We start from the raw sequence: 16,735 nt of genomic DNA on the forward strand, positions 1-16,735 counted from the left end.
GCCGGGGCTTGTGTTCATTCGCGGCTGAAGCGGATCACCCAGGGGATTGCGACATTTGCGGTCATGGCTTGCCCTGCCACTGGTTGATGGCCTTGATCAGGCGCTTGGCCAGGGCCGGGTAGTCTTCGTCGAAGTGATGGCCGCCCGGCAATTGCAGCTTTTCACCCACAGCAGTGGTGTCAGTGCAGCCGCTGTCTTTCTGTTCTTCGACGCCGTATACGCACAAGACCTTGGCGGCTGGCAGTCTGGCCATCTCCGGGCCGGTCTGCGCTTCGGTGCCCTTGTTGCCCAGCCAGCCGTCGACATGAATCTCGAAGTTGCCGCTGCGGGCGAAGGCCAGCAGGATGATGCCGTCGACACGAGCCTGATCCTCGGGCGCCATGCGGTTGTAGACCGCCGGCAGTACATCGGCACCGAACGAATAACCGGCCAGGATAAAGCGCTTGGCGCCCCACTTCTGCCGGTAATGGTTCATCAGGTCGGTCAGGTCGGCGGCGGTCTGCTCGGGGGATTTGCGCTCCCAGTAGTAGCGCAGCACATCGATGCCCACCACCGGATAACCCATGCCTGCCATATCGCCGGCCACGACCTTGTCCAGGTCGCGCCAGCCTCCGTCACCCGAGAGAAACAGGGTCACGGTGTCACTGGCCTGCTTTGACGGCACCTCGACGGTCGGTACGCCCAGGCCGCCCGCGTCGTTTTCACCGAGCAGCAAATGACGCAATTCTGTGGTCAGCACCTGTGGCAGCGGAATGTCGTAGTCGCTGATGCTGGTGTCGGCATTGGGCTGATCACGCACGAAGGCTGCGCTTGGGTCATCTGGTGCGTCGTTGAAGGCGGCCAGCCAATGCCCGTGCGGGGCCTTCTGGGGCAGTGGTTCGTCGCAGAGTTGTGGCGGTGTATCGCCTTCTTCGACTTCCGGCGGCGGGTTGGAGACATGCTGCAGGGCAAAGCCCACCGAGATGGCCTGGGCCTTGTCGTCGGTCTGTGCGGCCAGCCAGCGCCAGGCCAGGGTGCCGCCATGGCCGATACCGCCGACCACCTGGGCCGGCCCGTCGAGCTGCTGCAGGGCGGCTTCAAAGGTCTTGCGCTGCAGCACGCAGTCATCGGCGGGCAACACGACCTGCACAATGCGTGCACTGGCGTCGGTGCCCAGCGCCTGCAATTGCTTGTCGCTGAGTTTGTCCTGGGCCGAGACCGCCAGGGCGATACGGGTCTTGACCCGGCCGGCCGGGGTCACCCGGGTCGCGGGCGCGCCGTCGGCCAGGGTCAGTTGTTCCAGCGTGGCCGGGGTGGCAGGACGCTGCCAGAACCATACCCCCACGCCTGCAATCAGCACAATCGCCAGTACCACCAGCGCGTAGCGCCATAAGCGTCGAATCATCAGCGTTTCACCAATCCAGTCAGGCCGCCCGCGATCAGGGCGGCGGTATCTGCCAGGGCCACCAGCGGATCGAGTCCGGCCGGTACAGCCATGTAGCGAGGTTCCCAGTCAGGCTGGAACTTGTCCTTGAAGCGCCGCAGCCCCTGAAAGTTATAGAGTTGTTCGCCGCGGCGGAACACCATCGAGCCCAGGCGCTGGGTCAGGGGCGCTCCACGCCGTGGCTGCAGGCCCGACAGCGGCACCATGCCGAGGCTGAAGCGGCTGTAACCCTGGGCTTTGTAGTATTGAATCAGGCCGATCATCATGAATTCCATGGTCGACTTGGGCGCGTCCGGGTGGGCGCGCATCAGGTCCAGGCTCGACAGATCCAGGCGGCTGGTCTCCAGCAGGTTGGCAAAGGCCACCGGCTTGTCCTGGAAGCGGATGATGGCAATGCGGAAATGCTGCAGGTAATCCGCGGTGAAACGCCCCAGCGAGAAGCCTTTTTCCCGCACATTCTTGCCACTCAGCCAGGCATCGGAAATGACCTTCAATTCATCCAGCGGAGCCTGACCGGCTTCATGGATTTCCAGCGACAGGCCGTCACGGCTGCCACGGTTCCAGGTATAGCGCAGGTCTTTCATCTCCTTGCCCTTGGCGTCGATGTCGAAGCGGCGCAGGTCGACACGGGCTTCCTCGCCCAGCTTGATCGCAGTCAGGCCGATGTCCATGTAGTAGGGCAGGTTTTCCGCACGTACCTGGTAGAACACCGGGCGGGCGTGGTGCACGTCGCACAGGTCACGGAATTGCCAGATCATCTCGGCACGTTGTTGCGCCGGTCCGATCGGGTCGTACAGGGCGACCAGGCTGCGACCGCGATGCGAGTACATCAGAAACGCATTGTTGTCGGGGTGGAACAGGATCGCCTTGTCGCCGGTCAGTGCCAATCCGCCGTCGGGCTGGCTGGAGGCTTTGAGAATCCCGGCCGCCTTGGCCAATTCGGTGCTGTCGGGCAGCTTGATGACCGGACGCGCGGTGCGCAGCAGCCAGGTCAGGCCGACCACCAGCAGCAGCACTGCACTGCCCAGCGCCGAGCGCAGGCCGCGCGGTGCGTCGGCATCCAGGGTGAACTGCCACCACAACTGGTGGCTGTAAGGCACATCCTGATAGGCAAACAACAGCAGCCAGATCGACGCGCCGACCACGCAGAAGCTGGCGATCAGGTACAGCGGCGAGAACGGCAGCTCCAGCAGGCGGCTGGGGCGGTAGAACGAGCGGCGAAAGGTGGCCAGCAGGGCGGCGGTCAATAGCAGCAGGCTGGCTTCTTCCCAGTCAAATCCCTTGAGAATCGACAGCACAGCGCCGACCAGCAACAAGATGACTGTCAGCATCCAGGCCGCAGACAGTCGGCGGCGCAAGCCTTGGGCCAGTAGCAGGCACAACACACCCACCAGGCTGGCGACAAAGTGCGAAGCGTCGATCAGCCGGTGCGGCAGCATGAAGCCGACGTTTTCCAGGCGTGTGTCGATTTCCGGCGTAGCCCCGGAAAACAGCAGGACCACCCCGGAAAGAAACACCAGCAACGCCAGGATCGGTGCCGCCAGGCCCGAGGCCACGCGCATGGCCTGGCGGGTCGGCAGCAGGCGCTGGGCTTCGGTAAACAACAGCGTCAGACACGCCAGTAGCAGTGGCAATACCACATAGATCAGCCGGTAGAGCAGCAGGGCGGCCGCCAGAGGGGCTGCCCCCAGCTCGTTGGCAAAGGCGGCCAGCAGTACGGCTTCGAACACGCCGACGCCACCGGGTACATGGCTGAGTACACCGGCGGCCAGGGCCAGCAGGTAAATGAGCATGAACGCGCCCAGTGGCGGCGCCTGTGGTAACAACAGGTACAGCACCAGGGCGGCGGCGGCCACGTCCAGCGCCGTGATCAGCAATTGCACCAGGGTCAGGCGCAGGTCGGGCAGGCGCAGCGAGCGACGACCGGCCCGGACCAGCAGGACGTGAGGAATGTCCTGCTCCGGCAGGCGCCTGCGGTACACCGCATACGCAATCAGCAGGCTGCCGGCCAGGACCACAATGGCGATGCCCGCCAGCAGATCGACCGGCAGTTTCAGTGCCAGCGAGGCGCCGGACAGGTTGCTCAAGGTGGCAATCGCGGCCAGTGGTGGCAGGGCGCAGCCCAGCGACAGGCTGGCAAACACGGTCATCCGGGCGATTTCCACCGCGCCGATGCCATGCCGTGAGTACAGCCTGTAGCGCACCGAGCCGCCCGAGAGCATCGACAGGCCGACGGCATTGCCAATGGCAAACGAGGTGAAGCCGCCCAGCAGCAGTGTACGGGTGGGCAGGTCGACCCCGGCATAGCGGCTGGCCGAAAGCTCGTAACCCATCAGGATCACATAGCCGATCACCGCTGCCAGCAGTGCGCCGCCCAATGAAGGCAGGGGCACGGCATACAGCGCATCGCGCAGGGCATAGAAGTCCATTTCGATCAGCATGTGCCGGCAGGCGATCAAGGCCATGCCGAACAGCACCAGCATGACCGCCAGGCCAATCGGCTGGCGATACTTGCTCAGGCGTTCCAGCCACCGGAGGCGCGCAGGTTGGATCGGTTGAGTCGCCGTTACGGCTTCGGGCGTTTCTGACGAAGTATCACGCATCATTCACTTCCTGAAAGGTGCGCGACAGGGTTGAGGTCTACAGCCAAGTTACCGATCCCTACGCAAAAATATGTCGAGATGTTAGCGCGTCAGCGGCTAACGAGCGAATAGCCAGTGGAGCAGGGTAGAGCTGTTCAGCTGTGATTCAGCCTAGCCACAAAGGTATCGGCAGTGCAGGAAAAAACTGTCGGACAGGACATATACAGTTACCTCGCCGATGATAGGGTTTTCCACGCAGCGACGCTAAACAGTTTTTGCTCGGGTATTTGTTCGGTTGGCAGGCTTTTCTGGCGCACAACAAAAAAGGCCACTTTTTCAAGTGGCCTTTCTTTTGTATCTGGTTGCGGGAGCCGGATTTGAACCGACGACCTTCGGGTTATGAGCCCGACGAGCTACCAAGCTGCTCCATCCCGCGTCTGTGTGGGCGCATTCTACAGCTAAAAGAAATCTTGTCAACGATATATGTAAAAAAATGAAGGATACATTCTGGCCCCCGACAGGGCATAAAATCGAGGCCAAAAAAAAGCCACTTTTTCAAGTGGCCTTCTTTCTGTATTTGGTTGCGGGAGCCGGATTTGAACCGACGACCTTCGGGTTATGAGCCCGACGAGCTACCAGACTGCTCCATCCCGCGTCTGTGTTGGCCATTCTACGGATTATCGACCGGGTGTCAAGCCTGTATTTGGGAAAAGTGCTTTTTCTTCAATTGTTTACTGTAGGCGCTCAACAGTATGCAGGCTTACCGTCAGCCTGTCGGCAGTCAGGCGTATGCCTGCATTGGATTTTCGGGTCTTGTCTTGGACGTGTCAGCGTCAGGTAGCGGTGAGATACTACGTCCCCCTGCAACCTATGAACGGACGGCATGACCCAGCGCAAGATTATCCATATCGACTGTGACTGCTTTTATGCTGCCATCGAAATGCGCGACAACCCGAAGCTGGCTGGTATTCCCCTGGCCGTGGGCGGCTCGGCAGACCGGCGTGGTGTGATCGCCACGTGTAATTACGAGGCGCGGGCATTCGGGGTGCGTTCGGCCATGTCCTCGCACCATGCCTTGAAGCTGTGCCCGGACCTGACCATCGTCAAGCCACGCATGGACGCCTATAAGGAAGCGTCTCGGGAAATCCAGAGCATTTTTCGCGACTACACCGACCTGATCGAGCCTTTGTCGCTGGATGAGGCCTACCTGGATGTGTCCGAGTCGACCCGTTTCGACGGCAGTGCCACAAGAATTGCCCAGGATATTCGTCGACGAGTGTCCAATCAGTTGCACATCACCGTTTCAGCCGGCGTGGCGCCTAACAAGTTTCTGGCCAAGATTGCCAGCGACTGGAAAAAACCCAACGGTCTGTTTGTCATCACCCCTGCGCAAATCGAAGACTTTGTGGCGGCCTTGCCGGTCAGCAAGTTGCATGGCGTCGGCAAGGTCACGGCCGACAAGCTGGCGCGCCTGGGTATTGTTTATTGCCATGACCTGCTGGCCTGGAACAAGCTGGCGCTGGTGCGCGAGTTCGGCAGTTTCGGTGAGCGGCTCTGGAGCCTGGCGCGGGGGATCGATGAGCGACCGGTGCATAACGACAATCGGCGGCAGTCAATCAGTGTGGAAAACACCTATGACACCGACCTGCCTGATCTGAACAGTTGTCTTGAGCGGTTACCCGAGTTGATCCAGACCCTGGAAACCCGTATGCAGCGGCTGGACGGTCAGTATCGACCGGGCAAGCCGTTCGTGAAGGTCAAGTTTCATGATTTTACCCAGACCACGCTTGAGCAGGCCGGCGCCGGGCGTGACCTTGGCAGCTATCAACTGCTGCTGGCCCAGGCGTTTGCCCGGGGCGGCAAGCCGGTGCGGCTATTGGGGATCGGGGTGCGCCTGCAGGATCTGCGTGGCGCACATGAACAGCTGGAGCTGTTCGAACGCTGACGAATCAATCGTCGGCAGGCGCCGGTGCTGCCAGGCGTCCGGCATCACGCGCCAGAAGCTTGAGGAAATCGCCCTGCAATTGCGGGTCATTGCGGGTCAGCTCGATCAGGCTCTGTTCCAGTTCGACGGCCTGCTCTTCCAGACCCAGCTCCGCCAGGCGCTTGACCCGGTAGACCCACTGGCTGACTTCGTCATCTTCCAGGTCGCCGTAGATCAGGTCGTGCGCTTCCAGCAGTTTGCCGCGCAGGCTGCGGCTGACGGGCAGGCTGTCGCTGGCGTGCGTATTGTCCTGTTCGTCTTCTACATTGATATAGAGCCGGGTGATCTGGCGCAGGTCTTGTTCGGCGAATGGACTTTCCAGCAGGTTCAGGCGCAGCACGCCATTGCGGTCAGTGCTCAGTTCATGGGTTGTATTGCCTGCCTTTACCAGCACCGGACGTTCGTTCCAGGGCAGGGCCGTGCGCTCGATGCGTTTGTCCTGCTGGGCTTCATCGATGCTGGCCAGGTTCTGTTCGGCCCGGCCATGCGAGGGCGCGTTCATGAACGGGTTGAGTCCGGCCAGGCCGTAATCGAGCCAGTCATGGGTCACGCTCTCAGGCAGATTGCCCAGGGCAAAGACGTTGACGACATTGGCACCCAGCCCTGCCACCACCGCCACGGCACCCAGCGGCATCTCATAGATTTCGCGCCAGGGCTGATAGGGCGTATAGCGATCATAGTGACGGGTCACTTCGAACTCGGTGACTTCGAAGGCCTTGTGCTCATGAATGCGGATGCGACGTTGCGGCAACTCCAGGGTCTTGGGGTCACCCACATCGATCTGCAGGGTGTGTTCGAGAAGTTTGCGCTCGACGCGTTCTTCATGCTCGCTGCGTTGTGACAAATGATTGGCACAGCCGCTGACCAGCAAGGCGCCGCACAAGGTGGCGCTGCCGAGGCTCAGGTTATGTCGCTTGAACATGGGGGCTCTGAATTCGGATAGCCGCGCAGGTGTGGGCCTGGCGCACCCGCTTGAGCGGGTGCGCCGAAGGCTCAGCGACGCAGGCGGTTCTGGATGAACGACAGCACGTCGGCGAGGGCGACAGCTTGTGGCTGCGCTTCGGTGCGGCTCTTGTACTCGATGTTGCCGTCGGCCAGGCCGCGATCGCTGACCACGATGCGGTGCGGGATGCCGATCAGTTCCATGTCGGCAAACTTGTTGCCGGGGCTGGTTTTCTTGTCGCGGTCGTCGAGCAGAACCTCGAAGCCGGCGGCAGTCAGGTCGGCATACAGCTTGTCGGTGGCTTCGCGGACCGCGTCGGTTTCATAGCGCAGCGGCACCAGGGCAATGTGGAACGGCGCCAGGGTGTCGTTCCAGATAATGCCGTTTTCGTCGCTGTTCTGCTCGATGGCGGCGGCGACCACGCGGGACACGCCGATACCGTAGCAACCCATGATCAGGTCGATCGGCTTGCCGTTTTCGCCCAGTACCTGGCATTTCAGTGCCTGGCTGTACTTGGTACCCAGCTGGAAGATGTGCCCGACTTCGATGCCGCGCTTGATTTCCAGAGTGCCCTGGCCGTCCGGGCTTGGATCGCCGCTGACCACGTTGCGCAGATCGGCCACTTGTGGCACCGGCAGGTCGCGCTCCCAGTTGACGCCAAAGTAGTGCTTGTCGTCGATATTGGCGCCGACGCCGAAGTCGCTCATCAGCTCGACCGAGCGATCGATGATGCAGGGCAGTGGCAGGTTCAATGGACCCAGGGAGCCGGCGCCGGCGCCAATGGCGTCGCGCAGCTCGGCTTCGGTGGCCATGGTCAGCGGACTGGCGACCTGCTCCAGCCTGGCCGCCTTGATCTCGTTGAGTTCGTGGTCGCCACGGATGATCAGGGCGATCAGCTTGCCTTCTTCGGCTGCGTGCACCACCAGGGTCTTGACGGTCTTCTCGATCGGCAGGTTGAAGCCTTCGACCAGTTGCGCAATGGTCTTGGCATTCGGGGTGTCGACCAGGCGCAGTTCTTCAGTGGGCGCCGGGCGGCTCTTTTCCTGCGGCAGGGCTTCGGCTTTCTCGATGTTGGCAGCGTACCCGGAGCCATTGCTGAAGACGATGTCGTCTTCACCGGACTCGGCCAGTACGTGGAACTCGTGGGAGCCGGCGCCACCGATCGAGCCATTGTCGGCTTCAACCGGGCGAAATTTCAGGCCCAGGCGGCTGAATACATTGCTGTAGGCCTGGTGCATGCGGTCGTAGGTCTGTTGCAGGGATGCCTGATCGGCGTGGAACGAGTAGGCATCCTTCATGATGAACTCGCGACCACGCATCAGCCCGAAGCGCGGACGAATCTCGTCACGGAACTTGGTCTGGATCTGGTACATGTTGATCGGCAGCTGTTTATAGCTGTTGAGTTCGTTGCGGGCCAGGTCGGTGATGACTTCTTCATGGGTCGGGCCCAGGCAGAAGTCACGTGCATGGCGATCGACCAGACGCATCAGCTCCGGACCATACTGCTCCCAGCGACCCGATTCCTGCCACAGTTCGGCAGGCTGGATGCCAGGCATGAGAATTTCGAGGGCGCCGGCGGCGTTCATCTCTTCGCGGACAATGGCCTCGACCTTGCGCAACACGCGCAGGCCCATCGGCAGCCAGGTGTAAAGGCCCGAAGCCAGTTTGCGAATCATGCCGGCACGCAGCATCAGCTGATGGCTGACCACGACCGCATCGGAAGGGGTTTCTTTCTGTGTGGCGAGCAAAAATTGACTGGTGCGCATGGTTGGCCGTTGTCGGTTGCTTGAGACTGAAAATGACCCGGCATTGTACGGCGCTGTGCCTGTCGAGTACAGGGCAGGGCGGCTGCGGATCGGTCGGGCCATGAACGAACAAGCCCGGCATGAGCCGGGCTTGTGGTGCTGCAGACAGCCTGATTGCGATTACAGAACCGAAATCGGGTAGTCGATGATCAGGCGGAACTCGTCGATGTTGCCTTCGGCCTGGTCGGCGTTGCCGCGGTGCCAGGCTTGACGGATGCGGAAGGACAAATCTTTCGCAGGGCCCGATTGCAGCACGTATTTGGCTTCGACGTTGGTCTCGCGGTGTTCACCGTCTGAACCGTAGAGGCCGGCGTAGGCGCTGTTGACAGGCGTGTTGCTGCCGTCGATGTCCCAGCCCTTGACGTAGCGAGCCATGAAGCTCAGGCCTGGAACGCCGTAAGGTGCCATGTTCAGGTCGTAACGCACCTGGGCGGACTTCTCGTTCGGACCGTTGAAGTCGGAGTACTGAATGGAGTTATTCAGGAAGATCGAGTCGCCACCACGGTTGTTGTCGCCGATACCGATGTAGTCGAACGGCGTGTCACCGTTGATCTTCTGCAGGGCCAGGGTGACGGTGTGTGCCGCCAGGAACGAGTAGGCAACCGAGCCGGAGAAGGCGGTGTTGCTGATCGAGCCGGCCTTGGCGCTGCCTTCGTCGACGGTGCGGTACAGGTTGGCGTCGAACGCCAGGGACTGATCGCCGCCCAGTGGCAGGGCGTAGTTGATGTTGGCGTAGTACTGGTTCCAGACATCCTCGAGGTTGGCAGCATAGAAGGCTACGCCCAGGCTGTCGGTGATCGAGTATTTGCCGCCTGCGAAATCGGCGGTCTTGGCGGTCACGCCAGCGTAGTTGGCCCAGATGCTGCCGTTACGATTGGTCTCATCCTGGCTGGTGCCGGAGTAGAAGTGACCGGCTTCCAGATCCAGGCCTGCGAACTCGCTGCTCTGCAGGCTGATGCCGCTGGCAGACTGGGAAACCAGGCGCGAGCCGCCTACGGCGAAGACCGGGCTGGTCGGCATCATGTCGCCGATTTTCAGTTCAGTCTTGGAAATGCGGAATTTGACGGCGCCACCGGCCTTGCCGAAGCTGTCTTCGTTACGGCCGCGGCTGTCGACTACCAGGTTGCCGGAGCCGGAATACTTGTCTTCGCCGTCCAGTTTCAGGCCGAAGAAGCCGAAAGCGTCAACGCCGACACCGACGGTGCCCTGGGTGTAGCCAGAGCTGTACATCGCGGAGAAACCCTGGGTCCAGTCTTTATCATCAACCGCGCCGTCTTTCTTGTTGCGGTTGTAATAGTAGTTACGGGCCTTGAGGTTCAACGAGCTGCCTTCGACAAAACCCTTGGCCTCAGCCTGGTCGCTGACGAACGGCGCTGCCGTGGCCAATTGGGTGCTGGCTGCTGCTGCAACGGCCAGTGCGATTGCGCTCCACTTCATCACTCTCATCGTGATTGCTCCTTTGGTTTTTAGAAGACTCTTGCCGCTCACCTGTATTTTTATCTGGGCGGCTCTTTCTTTTTATGCTGGCGCAATGTACATCACGCCGGCCGGGGTTGCGAGAGTCGCAAACCCATTATTTTCGGTTTTTTTCCGGCTTTATCGTCGAAAAAGTCCCTTATGTCGTCGAAAATGTCGCTATTGGGTAAAATGCTTCGACGGTGGTGTCAGGGTTTTAGCAAAAGTCTTGCCAGGTTCAGTCGATCAGGATCGAAGCGACCGTTTCCGACGTGAGACATGCCAGTAGTAAAGCAACAAGCGTGCTCAAAGTTCCTGAAAATGAAAAAATTTTGTGAAAAACTCAGGTTTGACTTTCAGATATCAATGTAACTTCATGTTTTTTATGTAAAAAAATAAATAATGCGTGACCTGTACTCTGTGCACGGTCTTGGCGGCTTTCAGCGACGGGTAGCAGGCAAAGCGTTACCTCAAGTGCAACGGTTTGGGTAAATTCCGCAATATTGGTATGCCAGGTACACACTTGTGTTTCGTTTTGGTGCGTTTTGACGCAGGGCTGCCTGAATACGAGCGCTCCGGTCGCTGTTGGCGGATGAACAATCTGTGACCGCTCTGTGCGCAGGGGTACAGCGTGCAGTGTCATTGCTGCCAACAGATGACAGTGGCTTCGAATCGGTGCGCAACAGGCCCCATGCGCCAAGGAAGGGTGCAGGCCGGGGCGTCGGGTTTTTGATATTCTTGTACGCTGCGTGGCGTCACTGCATGGCGGCGTCTTTTTTCTTTCGATCAGGAGTACGGTTGTGTTCGTTCTCGATTCGCGCCTGCAACAAGACACCTTGCCCATAGGCAATTTCCCTTTGTGCAGGCTGTTGCTGTCCAACGATGCGCAATACCCCTGGTTCATCCTGGTGCCGCGTCGCGCTGGCATTGTTGAGGTCTTTGACCTTGCCGAGCATGAGCAGGCGCTGCTGTGGCAGGAAACCACGTTGTTGGCGAGCGTGCTCAAAGAGGTGTTTGCGGCTGACAAGCTCAACGTGGCGACCCTGGGTAACGTCGTCAGTCAGTTGCACATGCATGTCATCGTCCGCCTGCGCGATGACATCGCATGGCCTGCCCCGGTGTGGGGCAAGCATCCGGCGGTGCCTTATACGGCCGGGCAATATGCCGCTGTCATCGAGCGCCTCAAGCCTGGATTGGCCGGTGCCTTTGAGTTTGAGGCGTCGTTATGAGTCTTGAATTGCGCGTCGTCGAGCTTGAAACCCGCCTGGCCTTTCAGGACGACACCATCCAGGCACTCAATGATGCGCTGGTTGCCCAGCAGCGCAGCCTGGACCGCCTGCAGCTGCAACTGGCAATGGTGATCAAGCGTCAGGAAGAAATGAGTCATCGCGGTGACGGTTTTGAGGATGAAGCGCCTCCGCCGCATTATTGAAAGAAGAAAAAAGCCGCGATCGATTCGCGGCTTTTTTATGTTGCTTGAGGGTGGGCTTAGCGACGCGGCAGTGCGGCAATCACGTCTTCGGCCTGCAGGCCCTTGTCGCGGTTCATCACGGAAAACTCCACGCGCTGGCCTTCGACCAGGACGCGATGGCCTTCACCGCGAATGGCGCGAAAGTGTACGAAGATATCGTCACCCGAATCCCGGGAAATAAAGCCGAAGCCCTTGGAGGCGTTAAACCATTTCACGGTGCCGGTATCGCGGTTACCTACGTCATGGCTTTGGGCAATGGGTGTCGGTGAGCGCTTGTGCAGGGTGGTTGCCAGGTGCAGGGCCACGGCCAGCAGAGCGATGGTCAGGGCAACGGCGATGGCTGGCTGGTCGGCAATGCTTTGCAGGGGCACCAGCAGTGCCAGGGTCTGGACGATGACTGCAACGACCAGCAGGGCACTGGCCAGATTCTGCAAGGTGCGACGCGGGCCTTTTTTCCACTGCGGAACGACGGGCGCCAGCAGCAGGTTGAGCAGGCCGAAGAAGACCAGGTACAGCGCCTCGGGTGCAAACAGGTGGGGAAAGAGCGCTTCGCTGCGCAGGCTGGGGATGAACGAAAGCAGCAGGGCAGCCGCTCCCGTTACCAGGTGGACGATTTTCAACATGATAAAAAGCTCGCATTAAGATGGATCGCAAGGAAATAGCGGGTAACGCCCGGTACGCTTCTAAAGATGAAGGAGGCGTGCTGCACGAGCGTTGGTCCTGCCTATGCACTACAAACCAGGTGGAGTTGTTCGGTGGCCGGTTCGTAGCGACACGCGGTGTATTTAACAGCAAAGCCATGTGCTACTCAAATCAGTTGCCTGGCAATGGGCTGTCGCTTGCGGGCGTGGCGGCAGGTCATGCCGGAACTGCGCGCGCACCCTTCGCGTCATAGTCGTGGGTGAGGCGTTGCACAGGTGCATGCAGCGGCTCTATCGCCTCTATAGTGCTGCGCGGCAGGGCATGTCTTGATAGAGTGGCCCTTGTCGTTTTTTTATCGTCATTCAAGGAGCTTGAGCATGGCAATCGATATCGGTATCAGTGAAGAAGATCGCAAGTCGATCGTCGACGGGCTTTCCCGTCTGCTGGCAGACACCTATGTGCTGTACCTGAAGACGCATAACTTTCACTGGAACGTCAGCGGTCCGATGTTTCGCACCCTGCACCTGATGTTTGAAGAGCAGTACAACGAGCTGGCACTGGCGGTCGATGCCATTGCCGAGCGTATTCGTGCGCTGGGCTTTCCGGCGCCCGGCACCTATTCAACCTACGCCCGTCTGTCTTCCATACAGGAAGAAGAGGGTGTGCCAGCCGCCACTGACATGATCAAGAGCCTGGTTCAGGGGCAAGAAGCCGTGACGCGTACTGCGCGCAGCATTTTTCCCTTGCTGGACAAGGTCAGTGACGAGCCGACCGCCGACCTGTTGACCCAGCGCATGCAAGTGCACGAGAAGACCGCCTGGATGCTGCGCTCGATGCTTGAGGGCCAGTAACCCTGCCAGCGGGTGGCGTACCTGCGCTGCCCGCTGTTGTTGCGTGCCGGGTGTGGCACCCTGTTGAAATACATATCTAACACCCGTCTGATTGTCTTCTGATATTGCGTTTCTCGAATCCCCGATTCCTCATGTTGGTGTGGTTATGTCCTACAGCTTTTGAGTGTTGGGCCTGCTGGATTAGTTCTCATGTTTCGGGCTTTATAAGGACGCATTTATTTATTTTTAAATGTTTCTTTTCAAGGTTCCTTGAGTTGACTATTCGGAGGTCATCATTGCCATGATTCGAGGTGTTGAACGTGAGGTAAAAGATTCAATTCGCCATGTGGCAATTCCCGACGATCCCTTCGTCGAGGGTTTCAACATGACGCTGGCCCAGCCCCACTCCAAGTCGGTCAGGCTCAATGGCCTGGCCACCTGCCTGCGGCTGGAAAATGTCTACTGGAACATTCTTTCGGCCATTGCCCGGTCCAATAATTGCTCGGTCAATGCCGTCCTGTCCTATGTCGACAGGGAGGTTCACCTGCGTTACGGCGGTGTCAAGAATTTCAGCGGCCTGATCCGGGTCGTTTGCGTGGCACATCTGCTCAAGGCCCAGCATCAGGCCTGACGGCAGCGCTCAGATTTTTCATGCGCGATTGCCGTCGGGTGATCGCGTTCCGGTCCTGGTGCCTTGTCGTGCTGCCAGGGCTGCTCCAGTCGGCACGAACCTGTCTCCCGTCGGATGGGTTCGTGCGGCTGCAACATATCGATTAACTCTATATAATCCTCCGTCTTGCCAATGGCATGGCTCTGCGCGGACACCGCTGCTTGAACTGCACCTCGTGGCTCTTGCACTATTGGACGCTCGCCAGGGGCCAAAGCCGCCACTGAATCTCGAATTACGGAAGTGAATACAACATCATGATGCGCAGCCACTATTGCGGCCAACTGAACGAGAGTCTGGAAGGTCAGGAAGTTACCCTTTGCGGATGGGTCCATCGTCGTCGTGACCACGGTGGCGTGATTTTCCTCGACATCCGTGACCGTGAAGGGATGGCTCAGGTGGTCTTCGATCCGGATCGCGCCGACTCCTTCGCGGCAGCCGACCGTGTGCGCAGCGAATATGTCGTCAAGATCGTCGGCAAGGTGCGTGCCCGTCCAGCCGGCGCCGTCAACCCGAACATGGCCTCCGGTGGCATCGAGGTCCTCGGTTACGAGCTCGAAGTGCTGAACGAGTCGGAAACCCCACCGTTCCCGCTCAACGAATACTCCGACGTGGGCGAGGAAACCCGCCTGCGTTACCGCTTCATCGACCTGCGTCGTCCGGAAATGGCTGAAAAGCTGCGCCTGCGTTCGCGCATTACCACCAGCATCCGCCGCTACCTGGATGACAACGGTTTCCTGGACGTCGAGACGCCGATCCTGACCCGTGCCACCCCTGAAGGTGCCCGTGACTATCTGGTGCCGAGCCGCACCCACCCCGGCAGCTTCTTCGCCCTGCCGCAATCGCCGCAGCTGTTCAAGCAGTTGCTGATGGTGGCCGGCTTCGACCGTTACTACCAGATTGCCAAGTGCTTCCGCGACGAAGACCTGCGTGCCGACCGCCAGCCGGAATTCACCCAGATCGACATCGAGACCAGCTTCCTTGACGAAGACGACATCATCGGCCTGACCGAGAAAATGGTGCGCCAGCTGTTCAAGGAAGTGCTGGACGTCGAGTTTGGCGAGTTCCCGCACATGCCGTTCGAAGAAGCCATGCGTCGCTATGGCTCGGACAAGCCCGACCTGCGCAACCCGCTGGAACTGGTCGACGTCGCTGATCAACTGACCGGTGTGGAATTCAAGGTGTTCAGCGGTCCGGCCAACGATCCGAAAGGTCGCGTTGCCGCCTTGCGTGTGCCAGGTGCCGCCAACATGCCACGCAGCCAGATTGACGACTACACCAAGTTCGTCAGCATCTACGGCGCGAGGGGCCTGGCCTACATCAAGGTCAACGAGCGTGCCAAGGGCGTCGAAGGCCTGCAGTCGCCGATCGTCAAGTTCATCCCTGAAGAAAACCTCAAGGTCATCCTGGATCGCGTAGGCGCGGTCGACGGTGACATCGTGTTCTTCGGTGCCGACAAGTTCAAGATCGTCAGCGAGGCCCTGGGCGCGCTGCGCATCAAGCTGGGCAATGACCTCAAGCTGCACACCTGCGAGTGGGCGCCGATGTGGGTCGTCGATTTCCCGATGTTCGAAGAAAACGACGACGGTTCGTTCTCGGCCTTGCACCACCCCTTCACGGCGCCAAAATGCAGCCCTGAAGAGCTGGAAGCCAACCCGGGCAAGGCGCTGTCGCGGGCCTATGACATGGTGCTCAACGGCACCGAGCTGGGCGGCGGTTCGATCCGTATCCATCGCAAGGAAATGCAGCAGGCGGTCTTCCGTCTTCTGGGCATCAACGAAGACGAGCAGCAGGAGAAGTTCGGCTTCCTGCTCGATGCGCTGAAGTTCGGTGCACCACCGCATGGCGGCCTGGCATTCGGCCTCGATCGCCTGGTGATGCTGATGACCGGCGCGCAGTCGATTCGTGAAGTCATTGCCTTCCCGAAAACCCAGAGCGCTGCCGATGTCATGACCCAGGCGCCGGGTGTCGTCGATGCCAAGGCACTGCGCGAACTGCACATCCGCCTGCGCGAGCAGCAAAAGGCCGAGTAAGGCAGAGGCAGGGCAGGGCGCACCCGGTGTGCGTCCTGTGCCTATGTCTTGGATCAGGTGTTCGAGCCTTTCGCTTGTGACAACGGGCGAGAGGCGAGCGTGTTTGTGAAAGAATCTGGAGCGAGAAATGGCAGGTCATTCTAAGTGGGCGAACATCAAGCACCGCAAAGAGCGTCAGGATGCCAAGAAAGGCAAGGTTTTCACCAAGTGGATTCGTGAGCTGACCGTGGCAGCCCGTCAGGGCGGCGGCGATCCAGGCTCCAACCCGCGTCTGCGCCTGGCGCTGGACAAAGCGCTGAGCGCCAACATGACCCGTGACACCATCGACCGTGCGGTCGCCCGTGGTGCCGGCGCCACCGATGCTGACGACATGGTCGAGCTGGGCTATGAGGGCTATGGCCCGGGCGGCGTGGCGGTGATGGTCGAGGCCATGACCGACAACCGCAATCGTACGGCAGCGGCTGTGCGTCATGCCTTCAGCAAGTGTGGCGGCAATCTGGGCACCGACGGTTCGGTGGCCTACCTGTTCGACCGCAAGGGGCAGATCTCCTTTGCGGCCGGCGTCGATGAAGACGCCCTGATCGAAGCGGCCATGGAGGCCGATGCCGACGATGTGGTGACCAACGAAGATGGCTCCATCGACGTGTTCACCTCCTTTGCCGGTTTCTACGCGGTGCGTAATGCCCTGGAGGCTGCTGGTTTCAAGGGGACGGATGCCGAGATCGTCCTGCTGCCTACCACCAGTGCAGTGCTTGACCTGGAACATGCCGAGAAGGTCCTCAAGCTGATCGACATGCTCGAAGACCTCGACGATGTGCAGAACGTCTATTCAAACGCTGAAATTCCCGATGAGATCATGGAACAGCTGGGCTGATCCGGTCTCGAGCAATACCAGAGTGC

Annotated in this window: 13 protein-coding genes, 2 tRNA genes and 1 pseudogene; 7 read left to right on the forward strand and 9 right to left on the reverse strand. The window is 60.0% G+C overall.

All coding sequences use genetic code 11. From position 1 onward, the window contains the following. Nucleotides 1–61: 61 nt before the first annotated feature. From ASF84_RS02940 to ASF84_RS02955, 4 genes are all read right to left on the reverse strand, one after another. Nucleotides 62–1,384 carry a virulence factor family protein gene (locus tag ASF84_RS02940; protein ID WP_056835029.1) on the reverse strand — a complete coding sequence of 441 codons (1,323 nt, stop codon included), beginning with the start codon at nucleotides 1,382–1,384 and terminating at the stop codon, nucleotides 62–64. Beyond that, nucleotides 1,384–4,026, reverse strand: a complete 2,643-nt coding sequence (gene mprF / locus ASF84_RS02945; RefSeq protein ID WP_056835032.1) for a bifunctional lysylphosphatidylglycerol flippase/synthetase MprF — start codon at nucleotides 4,024–4,026, stop codon at nucleotides 1,384–1,386. The genes ASF84_RS02940 and mprF overlap by 1 nt, the downstream gene beginning before the upstream one ends. 338 nt (nucleotides 4,027–4,364) lie before the next feature. Next, nucleotides 4,365–4,441: transfer RNA gene (locus ASF84_RS02950), tRNA-Met, on the reverse strand. Nucleotides 4,442–4,583: 142 nt separating this feature from the next. Beyond that, a tRNA-Met gene (locus ASF84_RS02955) sits at nucleotides 4,584–4,660 on the reverse strand. A 228-nt stretch (nucleotides 4,661–4,888) separates the two neighbouring features. On the opposite strand from ASF84_RS02955, the gene dinB reads away from it, so the two are divergent. Then, nucleotides 4,889–5,950: a DNA polymerase IV gene (gene dinB, locus ASF84_RS02960; protein ID WP_056835034.1), complete on the forward strand. Its 1,062-nt coding sequence runs from the start codon at nucleotides 4,889–4,891 to the stop codon at nucleotides 5,948–5,950. A gap of 4 nt (nucleotides 5,951–5,954) precedes the next feature. Here the strand turns inward: dinB and ASF84_RS02965 are convergent, their stop codons facing one another. The 3 genes from ASF84_RS02965 to ASF84_RS02975 all read right to left on the reverse strand — a co-directional run bounded on the left by ASF84_RS02965 (nucleotide 5,955) and on the right by ASF84_RS02975 (nucleotide 10,183). Further along, on the reverse strand, nucleotides 5,955–6,911 hold the full coding sequence (locus ASF84_RS02965) for a hypothetical protein (protein WP_056835035.1): 957 nt from the start codon (nucleotides 6,909–6,911) through the stop codon (nucleotides 5,955–5,957). Between the two features lie 71 nt (nucleotides 6,912–6,982). Further along, complete coding sequence (locus ASF84_RS02970) at nucleotides 6,983–8,698, reverse strand: proline--tRNA ligase (RefSeq protein WP_056835038.1); 1,716 nt, start codon at nucleotides 8,696–8,698, stop codon at nucleotides 6,983–6,985. A gap of 159 nt (nucleotides 8,699–8,857) precedes the next feature. Then, on the reverse strand, nucleotides 8,858–10,183 hold the full coding sequence (locus tag ASF84_RS02975; protein ID WP_056835040.1) for an OprD family porin: 1,326 nt from the start codon (nucleotides 10,181–10,183) through the stop codon (nucleotides 8,858–8,860). Between the two features lie 809 nt (nucleotides 10,184–10,992). Here ASF84_RS02975 and ASF84_RS02980 point away from each other — a divergent pair. Continuing rightward, nucleotides 10,993–11,421 carry an HIT domain-containing protein gene (locus ASF84_RS02980; RefSeq protein WP_056835042.1) on the forward strand — a complete coding sequence of 143 codons (429 nt, stop codon included), beginning with the start codon at nucleotides 10,993–10,995 and terminating at the stop codon, nucleotides 11,419–11,421. Beyond that, the gene (locus ASF84_RS02985) at nucleotides 11,418–11,624 is read left to right on the forward strand and encodes a SlyX family protein (protein WP_056835044.1); all 207 of its coding nucleotides are present in this window, start codon (nucleotides 11,418–11,420) and stop codon (nucleotides 11,622–11,624) included. Before ASF84_RS02980 ends, ASF84_RS02985 begins: the two co-directional genes overlap by 4 nt. 56 nt (nucleotides 11,625–11,680) lie before the next feature. Here ASF84_RS02985 and ASF84_RS30040 read toward each other — a convergent pair whose 3' ends face one another. Both ASF84_RS30040 and ASF84_RS30045 read right to left on the reverse strand, forming a co-directional pair. Beyond that, a complete protein-coding gene (locus ASF84_RS30040) occupies nucleotides 11,681–11,920 on the reverse strand; it encodes a cold-shock protein (RefSeq protein ID WP_236709353.1) in 240 nt (79 codons plus the stop codon). 90 nt (nucleotides 11,921–12,010) lie between these two features. Then, nucleotides 12,011–12,286, reverse strand: a pseudogene (locus tag ASF84_RS30045) (cold shock domain-containing protein membrane protein); the annotation flags it as partial. A 396-nt stretch (nucleotides 12,287–12,682) separates the two neighbouring features. On the opposite strand from ASF84_RS30045, the gene ASF84_RS02995 reads away from it, so the two are divergent. The 4 genes from ASF84_RS02995 to ASF84_RS03010 all read left to right on the forward strand — a co-directional run bounded on the left by ASF84_RS02995 (nucleotide 12,683) and on the right by ASF84_RS03010 (nucleotide 16,709). Continuing rightward, on the forward strand, nucleotides 12,683–13,156 hold the full coding sequence (locus ASF84_RS02995) for a Dps family protein (RefSeq protein WP_056835048.1): 474 nt from the start codon (nucleotides 12,683–12,685) through the stop codon (nucleotides 13,154–13,156). A gap of 274 nt (nucleotides 13,157–13,430) precedes the next feature. Further along, nucleotides 13,431–13,766 (forward strand): ribbon-helix-helix domain-containing protein, encoded by a 336-nt coding sequence (locus tag ASF84_RS03000; RefSeq protein ID WP_177339445.1) that lies wholly within the window; start codon nucleotides 13,431–13,433, stop codon nucleotides 13,764–13,766. A gap of 293 nt (nucleotides 13,767–14,059) precedes the next feature. Beyond that, the gene (gene aspS / locus ASF84_RS03005; RefSeq protein WP_056835052.1) at nucleotides 14,060–15,835 is read left to right on the forward strand and encodes an aspartate--tRNA ligase; all 1,776 of its coding nucleotides are present in this window, start codon (nucleotides 14,060–14,062) and stop codon (nucleotides 15,833–15,835) included. 127 nt (nucleotides 15,836–15,962) lie between these two features. Continuing rightward, a complete protein-coding gene (locus ASF84_RS03010; RefSeq protein WP_056835054.1) occupies nucleotides 15,963–16,709 on the forward strand; it encodes a YebC/PmpR family DNA-binding transcriptional regulator in 747 nt (248 codons plus the stop codon). Nucleotides 16,710–16,735: the final 26 nt, after the last annotated feature.

This window comes from Pseudomonas sp. Leaf127 (assembly GCF_001423155.1).
In the GTDB taxonomy this organism is placed as follows: domain Bacteria; phylum Pseudomonadota; class Gammaproteobacteria; order Pseudomonadales; family Pseudomonadaceae; genus Aquipseudomonas; species Aquipseudomonas ovata.